Raw genomic sequence first — 606 nt, 5'->3', positions numbered from 1 at the left:
TAGTTCTACTATAAGTCGTTAGACCCTTGCGTCCCCTTTCTTTGCGGTAGGACGGAAGGGGGACGCCCCGTGCGTGCTGGTCTCTATGGGCACCAGTCTGTCAACCCTCTTTCGTTCTGCCACCCTAATCAATTGACGGTGATTTGGTGGTAGGACTCCATTTTTAAGGAGTTGGCCATGCCACAATTTAAACTCATTTTCTCTCTCATTTAACTATTTTATTTATTTAAAATTTGGGTTTTCTACATCCTGATTTTTTAAATTTATAAATTATTTTTATTTTAAAATCTTAATTATTTTATTTTCCTATTTTTGTGGGAGGATTAACTGTTATTTAAAAAATTATTTTAATATTTAAACGAATAATATTTTTGTTTTATTTAAAGATATAAATAATCATGAGAATAATATGAAACTTCATAAATTTATATTGTTTTTAAACCTTGTGGTCGGTGCTTACGGTATTACAAATGATGACGCCAATGCTCAGCAGGAATTTAAAAGAATTTGCTTGTCAGGTGAACACATGCAAGCCAGTTGCGATTGTATTTGCCAACAGCTAGAACAGGTCTATTCACCTCAAACCGTACAACGTTTAAAACAAAC

1 pseudogene is annotated in these 606 nt (G+C 33.7%); it reads left to right on the top strand.

Going from position 1 to position 606, the window contains the following annotated elements:
* Window positions 1-409: 409 nt before the first annotated feature.
* Window positions 410-606: pseudogene (locus tag UC75_RS10655) on the top strand (hypothetical protein); the annotation flags it as partial.

Source organism: Acinetobacter sp. V2 (genome assembly GCF_001188385.1).
Classification (GTDB): Bacteria; Pseudomonadota; Gammaproteobacteria; order Pseudomonadales; family Moraxellaceae; genus Acinetobacter; species Acinetobacter oleivorans.
Note: the sequence above shows the minus strand (reverse complement) of the source record. Positions and strands in the feature narration are given on the sequence as shown.